Raw genomic sequence first — 7904 nt, 5'->3', positions numbered from 1 at the left:
GCAATACGGTCGACGGGGTGTTCACGACCGTTCAGGACGTCGCGCAGACGGTGTTGTTCCTGTCGGCCTTCCCGAGCGCCGCGCTCACGGGCCAGTCGTTCATCGTCAGCCACGGCTGGTTCATGCAGTGATGCGGGGGGCGGGCGGGGTCGCTGCTCGCCGGTCAATGGCATAAAAAAACGCGCTCCTCGGAGCGCGTTTTTCATTTTGGCAGGGCGGGGCCGATGACGGCTGCCGCCTGCTCTTGCCGCATTACTTCAGGACGGCTGCGACAGCATTGGCGACCACGTCGAGATTGCGCGTGTTCAGTGCTGCGACGCAGATCCGGCCCGTGCCGACTGCATAAATGCCGAACTCATCGCGCAGGCGATCGACTTGTGCCGAGGTCAGGCCCGAATACGAGAACATCCCGCGCTGCGCGTTGATGAAGCTGAAGTCGCGATCGACGCCGCTTGCCTTCAGGCGCTCGACGAGACCATTGCGCATTGCGCGGATGCGATCGCGCATTTCACCGAGTTCCTGCACCCACGAAGCGTGCAGTTCCGGCGATGCGAGCACCGCTGCGACCACGGCGCCGCCATGGGTCGGCGGGTTCGAGTAGTTCGTGCGGATCACGCGCTTCAGTTGCGACAGCACGCGCGACGCTTCTTCCTTGCTCGACGTGATGATCGACAGTGCGCCGACGCGCTCGCCGTACAGCGAGAACGACTTCGAGAACGACGACGACACGAATGCGTTCAGGTCAGCCGCGGCAAACAGGCGCACGGCAGCGGCATCGGCCTCGATGTTTTCGCCGAAACCCTGGTAGGCCATGTCGAGGAACGGCACCAGGTCGCGTGCCTTCACGACGTCGACGACCTGTTGCCATTGCGCTTCGGTCAGGTCCACGCCGGTCGGGTTGTGGCAGCACGCGTGCAGCACGACGACCGTACCTGCCGCGTAGCTGTTCAGTGCCGACAGCATGCCTTCGAAGTTCACGCCGTTGGTGGCGGCGTCGTAGTACGGGTATGCGACGACTTCGAAGCCGGCTGCTTCGAACAGCGCGCGGTGGTTTTCCCAGCTCGGATCGCTGATCGCGACCTTCGCGTTCCGGTTCAGGGTGCGCAGGAAATCCGCGCCGATCTTCAGTGCACCCGTGCCGCCCAGTGCCTGGGCCGTGACCACGCGGCCGGCTGCGATCAGCGGCGAGTCATTGCCGAGCAGCAGCTTCTGCACGGCCGCATCGTAGGCGGCGATACCGTCGATCGGCAGGTAGCCACGCGGCAGGCCGGCCTCGACACGTGCCTTCTCCGCATCGCGAACCGCGCGCAGCAGCGGAATCTTGCCTTCTTCGTTCGTGTACACACCGACGCCGAGGTTGACCTTGGTCGGACGCGCATCGGCGTTGAAGGCTTCGTTCAGGCCCAGGATCGGGTCGCGGGGAGCAAGCTGGACAGCGGAGAAGAGCGACATGATGATTCGGCAGTAGTGAAAAGAGGGTCAGGCTTTCAACGGGCGGGGCGGGCGCGGTGGATGGACCGCGCGCAGGCAGGCACGACGCCGGAAAGCGCAGCAGCCTGACATTGTAGCGAATTCACGCAGGCGGGGGCGGCGTTTCGGCGGCGAAATTCGGCCGGGAATCGCGATTTCGGGCGGCTGTCGCGCGTCAGGAGCCGGCAGCAGTTCGCGAGGCCGCGAAGCGCTAGAATGCTTTCTTTGCCCTCGCTCCGGCCGCATTCCATGTCCGAACATAAAGCCGAAACCGGCGACGCGCTCGACGAATCGAAATTCGTGACCTTCGAAGGGTCGCCGTTCCAGCTGTATCAACCGTATCCGCCCGCAGGCGACCAGCCGACCGCGATCGAGACGCTCGTCGAAGGGGTCGAGGACGGTCTCTCATTCCAGACGCTGCTCGGCGTGACGGGCTCGGGCAAGACCTTCACGATGGCGAACACGATCGCGCGGCTCGGCCGCCCGGCGATCGTGTTCGCGCCGAACAAGACGCTCGCCGCGCAGCTCTACTCGGAATTTCGTGAGTTCTTCCCGCGCAACGCGGTCGAGTACTTCGTCTCGTACTACGACTATTACCAGCCAGAAGCGTACGTGCCGCAGCGCGACCTGTTCATCGAGAAGGACTCGTCGATCAACGAGCACATCGAGCAGATGCGGCTGTCCGCGACGAAGAGCCTGATGGAGCGTCGCGATGTCGTGATCGTCGCGACGGTGTCGGCGATCTACGGTATCGGCAACCCGTCCGAATACCACCAGATGATCCTGACGCTGCGCGCCGGCGACAAGCTCGGCCAGCGCGACGTGATCGCGCGGCTGATCGCGATGCAATACACACGCAACGAGCAGGACTTCCAGCGCGGCACGTTCCGCGTGCGCGGCGACACGATCGACATCTTCCCGGCCGAGCATGCGGAGCTGGCCGTGCGCGTCGAACTGTTCGACGACGAGGTGGAGACGCTGCAGCTGTTCGACCCGCTGACGGGGCGCGTACGGCAGAAGATCCCGCGCTTCACCGTGTATCCGTCGTCGCACTACGTGACGCCGCGCGACACCGTGATGCGCGCGGTCGAGACGATCAAGGACGAATTGCGCGAGCGGCTCGAGTTCTTTCACCGCGACGGCAAGCTCGTCGAGGCGCAGCGCCTCGAGCAGCGCACGCGTTTCGATCTCGAGATGCTGCAGGAGCTCGGCTTCTGCAAGGGCATCGAGAACTACTCTCGGCATTTCTCGGGCGCAGCGCCCGGCGATCCGCCGCCGACCCTCGTCGACTACCTGCCGCCCGATGCGCTGATGCTGCTCGACGAATCGCACGTGCTGATCGGCCAGTTGAACGGCATGTACAACGGCGACCGCGCGCGCAAGGAAAACCTCGTCAACTACGGGTTCCGACTGCCGTCGGCGCTGGACAACCGGCCGCTCAAGTTCCCGGAGTTCGAACGCAAGATGCGCCAGGTCGTGTTCGTGTCGGCCACGCCGGCCGACTACGAGAAGCGCGTGACCGGGCAGATCGCCGAACAGGTCGTGCGGCCGACGGGCCTGGTCGATCCGGAAATCGAAGTGCGGCCGGCGAGCTCGCAGGTCGACGACGTGCTGGCCGAGATCAACGCGCGGGTGAAGGCCGAGGAGCGCGTGCTGATCACCGTGCTGACCAAGCGCATGGCCGAGCAGCTCACCGAGTTTCTCGCCGATCACGGGGTCAAGGTGCGTTATCTGCACAGCGACATCGACACGGTCGAGCGCGTCGAGATCATCCGCGACCTGCGGCTCGGCACGTTCGACGTGCTGGTCGGGATCAACCTGCTGCGGGAAGGGCTCGACATTCCCGAGGTGTCGCTCGTCGCGATCCTCGACGCGGACAAGGAAGGCTTCCTGCGCGCGGAGCGCTCGCTGATCCAGACGATCGGCCGCGCGGCGCGGAACGTGAACGGCAAGGCGATCCTCTACGCGGACAACATGACCGAGTCGATGAAGCGCGCGATCGGCGAGACCGAGCGGCGCCGGGCGAAGCAGATCGCCCACAACGAAAAGATGGGCATCACGCCGCGCGGTGTCGTGAAGCGCATCAAGGACATCATCGACGGCGTCTACAACGCGGACGAGGCGCGCGCCGAGCTGAAGGAAGCGCAGCAGCGCGCGAAATTCGAGGACATGTCGGAAAAGCAGCTCGCCAAGGAAATCAAGCGCCTCGAAAAGCAGATGGCCGACTACGCGAAGAATCTCGAGTTCGAGAAGGCCGCCGCGACCCGCGACCAACTTGCGCTGCTGCGTGAGCGCGTGTTCGGCGCGAACGTCGGCGATCACGTCAGCGGCGGCCGGTAAATCTTTCCAAGCGTCACCGAAACCCTGCGGTAACGAACCTGTAAGCCTTGTCGGATCAGGGGTTTACACGGCTCTTCGTTTGTTCCGAAACAGGTTCGGTGCTAAACTTCGTGATTATTGAGAATTGTTCGCATTAACGTTCTTCGTCGCGTTAGTGTTTTCAGTGGGCCGGCCGTTAGTCGGTCCGCATGGTTCCAGATCAAATAACAAGGAGTGTCCATGTTGGGTTCTTCGTTCATCCGCACGACGGTTGCGGTAGCGGCGGCGCTTGCCGCGATGTCGGCCTCGGCTGCCGAATATCCGATCGGCAAGCAGCAGATCCAGGGCGGCATGGAAATCGGCGCGGTGTACCTGCAGCCGATCACGATGGACCCGGAAGGGATGATGCGCAAGGCGTCGGATTCCGACATCCACCTCGAGGCCGACATCCATGCGGTCAAGAACAACCCGACGGGTTTCGCGGAAGGCGACTGGATGCCGTACCTGCAGGTCACGTACAAGCTGACGAAGCAGGGCGACACGAAGTGGAAGGCTGAAGGCGACCTGATGGGCATGGTCGCGAGCGACGGTCCGCACTACGGCGACAACGTGAAGCTGAACGGCCCGGGCAAGTACCACCTGACGATGGTCGTCAAGCCGCCGATGCAGACGGGCCACATGGCGTTCGGCCGTCACATCGACAAGGAAACGGGCGTGGGCGCATGGTTCAAGCCCATTACCCTCGAGTACGACTTCCCGTTCGCCGGTATCGGCAAGAAGGGCGGTTACTGATCGGCGGCATCACGAACGGCGCGCTTCGGCGCGCCGTCGGCGTAGAGAACCCAGAATGAAAATTCCCCAGAAAATCGTTGCCGCAGCCGCTGCGTTGTGGCTTGCCGGCGCAGCGTACGCTGCCGATCTGCCGACGTTCAAGCTCGAGATGACGGACGGCAAGCTGAATCCCGCCCGCATCGAAGTGCCGGCCGGCCTGCGTTTCAAGATCGAGATCAAGAACACCGGCAAGGGCGCCGCCGAATTCGAGAGCGTGCAACTGCGCAAGGAGAAGGTGCTCGCGCCGGGCGCCGATTCATTCGTTGTCGTCGCACCGTTGTCACCGGGTGAATACAAGTTTTTCGACGATTTCCACCAGCAGGCGCAGGGCGTGATCGTCGCGAAGTAATGCGTTTTATCTGCGCGCGGGCGCACCTGCCCGGTGTACCGCGCGTCAGGAGGTATCGATGGGTCAGATCTTGTTCATCGTCTGGCGGGAGAGCGTCGAAGCGCTGCTCGTCGTCGGCATTCTCTATGCATGGCTGAAAAACGGCGACGACGACGCGCGCCGCGGCCTGCCTTTTCTCTGGGCCGGCGTCGGCGTCGGCCTGCTGATGGCCGTCGGCCTCGGTGCCGCACTGGTCGGTTTCACCGAAGTGCTGTCCGGCGACGCGCAGGACTACTTCCAGACCGCCATGGTGCTGATCGCATGCGTGCTGATCGTGCAGATGGTGCTGTGGATGCGCCGGCACGGCCGCACGCTGAAGCGCGACATGGAGCAATCGCTGCAGCAGAGCACGCGCGATTCGAACTGGTGGGGTGTCGCGGTGCTGGTCGCGCTCGCGATCGCGCGCGAAGGCAGCGAGACGGTGATCTTCCTGTACGGTCTCGGTTTCGGCCAGTCGGGTCACGTCGACGGCAGCCAGATGCTCGCGGTCGTGATCGGCCTCGGCCTCGCGTTCCTCACGTTCTATCTGCTGCAACTCGGCGGCAAGTACTTCTCGTGGCGGCATTTCTTCCGCGTCACGGAAGTGATGCTGCTGTTCCTCGGCGCAGGCCTGTTCCAGACCGGCGTCGACAAGCTGATCGACAAGGAAATCCTGCCGCTCGGCATTTCGCAGGTGTGGGACACGTCCGCGATCCTCGATGATTCGGGTACGTTCGGCTCGCTCGTCGCCACGCTGACCGGCTATCGTGCTCATCCCGCGCTGACCAACCTGGTCGCGTATGCGGTGTACTGGGCGGTGGTCTGGCTGCTGATGAAGCGCGCGAGCCGTCGTCCGGCGGTCGCGGCAGGTCGCGCGGCATGAGCGCTGTCGCCGCAGCCAAGCAGGGCTGGCTCGCGCAGGCCGGCCAATGGATGCAGCGCCACGGTGCGCTGATCCGCGGCATCCAGTGGGCCGTCGTCGCCGTCTATGCGTTCCTGATCATCGTGCCGGCGGTGTTGCCGCTGCCGGACGACTCCGCACATCTGTGGAATAACCTCACGCTGATCGCGCAATTCACGTTCTGGGGCATCTGGTGGCCGTTCGTGCTGCTGTCGATGGTGATGCTCGGCCGTGTCTGGTGTGGCGTGCTGTGTCCGGAAGGTGCGCTCACCGAATTCGCGAGCAAGTTCGGCCGCGGCGGCCCGATTCCGCGCTGGATGCGGTGGGGCGGCTGGCCGTTCGTCGCGTTCGGGCTCACGACGATCTACGGGCAGATGGTGAGCGTGTACCAGTACCCGCTCGCGGTGCTGTTCGTACTCGGCGGCTCGACCGTCGGCGCGATCGTGATCGGCTTGCTGTACGGCCGCGAAAAGCGCGTGTGGTGCAAGTACCTGTGCCCGGTCAACGGCGTGTTCGGGCTGCTCGCGCGGCTCGCACCGATGCGCTACAAGGTCGACGAGGATGCATGGCGCCGGTCGTACAAGAACGGCGAGCATGGCCATCGCGTGATTCCGATCAACTGCGCGCCGCTCGTGCCGTTGCGCAACATGAAGGGCGCGGCGGACTGCCACATGTGCGGCCGCTGCAGCGGGCACCGGGATGCGATCTCGCTGTCGTTGCGCTCGCCGTCCGACGAGGTCGTGAACCTCGGCGCGCAGCAGGCGAACCCGTGGGACACCGCGCTGATCCTGTACGGCCTGCTTGGCGTCGCGATCGGTGCGTTCCACTGGACCGTCAGCCCGTGGTTCGTGCAGATCAAGCAATGGCTCGCGGGCTGGCTGATCGACCATGACATCACGTGGCCGCTCGAGACCAATGCGCCGTGGTTCCTGCTCACGCACTATCCGGATCGCAACGACGTGTTTTCGTGGCTCGACGGCGGGCTGGTCATCAGCTACATCGTCGGCACGGGGCTCGTGTACGGCACGGCACTGCTGGTGCTGCTGGCCGGCGCGACGCTAATGCTCGGCCGCTTCGATCGCGTGCGGCTGCATCATCTTGCCCAGGCGTTGATCCCGATCGCGAGTGCGGGCGTATTTCTTGGCCTGTCGGCCACGACACTGTCGTTGCTGCGTGCCGAGCATGTACCGCTCGGCTGGGCGACCGATGTGCGCATCGCGATCCTGGTCGGCGCCAACGCATGGAGTGCGTGGCTCGCGTGGAAAGTGACGGGGCGTTATGCGGGCTGGCCGCGCCGGCTTGCGGCGTTCGCGTGGTTCGCCGTCGCGCTTGCCGTCATCGACAGCGCGTGGTGGTTGATGTTCTGGGGTTTCTGAAGCGGATCGCGTGCCGCGCTTCGGCGGTCACGCAGCGACGCGGTAACGAACCCGGGCGGCATGCTTCACGCGTCGGGCACCCAAACAAAAAAGCGACACGTCGAAGGACGTGTCGCTTTTTTTCTTCCTTGTGCGAGAACCAAAAAAAGTGGCTTGGCTTGCTGCAACGGCTGCTTGAGTGTGTTTGCACGAAGGGGTCTAGATCTCGCGTGCAAGCCGTTACGCTGGCTACTGCCCAACACCTCTCAGGGAGGTGGTCCCCACAATACGCTGTCTTACTTCGTCAGGATCAGTTTGCCGAGCCGTGTGGCGCGCAACTGATACGTCTCTCCGTTATGCGCGATGCTGACGTGGCTTTGGCCTTGCAGCAGCGCATCGCTGCTGACGATCCGCGTGCCTGCTTCGCGGTTGCCGGCGGGTTTAGCCGGCGTGGTGACCGCTGCCGTCTTCTGACGGCTGCTGCCTGCGGTGCCGGTCGTGCGGCGCAAGGTCAGCGTGGTCGGGGTCGGGCGCAGGGTGTCGGTCATTCGCTTGATCGGTGACTGTCGATACGATGGAATGAATTCTAAATGATAACTATTCCCATTTACAAAAACTCTTTATCGATCGAAAAAGCCAGTCTGATAGCTTGAGTCAAAGA

Annotated in this window: 7 protein-coding genes and 1 pseudogene; 6 read left to right on the top strand and 2 right to left on the bottom strand. The window is 63.9% G+C overall.

Annotation, left to right across the window (positions count from 1 at the left end):
• Positions 1–131 (top strand): annotated as a pseudogene (locus LGM56_RS25010) (3-hydroxybutyrate dehydrogenase); the annotation flags it as partial.
• 121 nt (positions 132–252) lie between these two features.
• Here LGM56_RS25010 and LGM56_RS25005 read toward each other — a convergent pair.
• The gene (locus LGM56_RS25005; protein ID WP_226207056.1) at positions 253–1452 is read right to left on the bottom strand and encodes an amino acid aminotransferase; all 1200 of its coding nucleotides are present in this window, start codon (positions 1450–1452) and stop codon (positions 253–255) included.
• 267 nt (positions 1453–1719) lie between these two features.
• Between LGM56_RS25005 and uvrB the strand changes: the two genes are divergently transcribed.
• The 5 genes from uvrB (at position 1720) to LGM56_RS24980 (ending at position 7264) form a co-directional block, all read left to right on the top strand.
• Positions 1720–3810, top strand: coding sequence for an excinuclease ABC subunit UvrB (uvrB, locus tag LGM56_RS25000; RefSeq protein ID WP_226207055.1), 2091 nt, complete (start codon positions 1720–1722; stop codon positions 3808–3810).
• A gap of 219 nt (positions 3811–4029) precedes the next feature.
• On the top strand, positions 4030–4581 hold the full coding sequence (locus LGM56_RS24995; RefSeq protein WP_021163417.1) for an iron transporter: 552 nt from the start codon (positions 4030–4032) through the stop codon (positions 4579–4581).
• Between the two features lie 55 nt (positions 4582–4636).
• Complete coding sequence (locus LGM56_RS24990) at positions 4637–4969, top strand: cupredoxin domain-containing protein (protein WP_226207054.1); 333 nt, start codon at positions 4637–4639, stop codon at positions 4967–4969.
• Positions 4970–5027: 58 nt separating this feature from the next.
• Positions 5028–5870, top strand: a complete 843-nt coding sequence (locus tag LGM56_RS24985) for an FTR1 family iron permease (protein WP_027784952.1) — start codon at positions 5028–5030, stop codon at positions 5868–5870.
• Positions 5867–7264 carry a 4Fe-4S binding protein gene (locus LGM56_RS24980; protein WP_226207053.1) on the top strand — a complete coding sequence of 466 codons (1398 nt, stop codon included), beginning with the start codon at positions 5867–5869 and terminating at the stop codon, positions 7262–7264. Before LGM56_RS24985 ends, LGM56_RS24980 begins: the two co-directional genes overlap by 4 nt.
• Positions 7265–7539: 275 nt before the next feature.
• Here the strand turns inward: LGM56_RS24980 and hemP are convergent, their stop codons facing one another.
• Complete coding sequence (gene hemP, locus LGM56_RS24975; RefSeq protein ID WP_226207052.1) at positions 7540–7791, bottom strand: hemin uptake protein HemP; 252 nt, start codon at positions 7789–7791, stop codon at positions 7540–7542.
• Positions 7792–7904 lie beyond the last annotated feature (113 nt).

The sequence above is a fragment of the Burkholderia sp. AU38729 genome, assembly GCF_020419725.1.
Lineage (GTDB): Bacteria > Pseudomonadota > Gammaproteobacteria > Burkholderiales > Burkholderiaceae > Burkholderia.
Note: the sequence above shows the minus strand (reverse complement) of the source record. Positions and strands in the feature narration are given on the sequence as shown.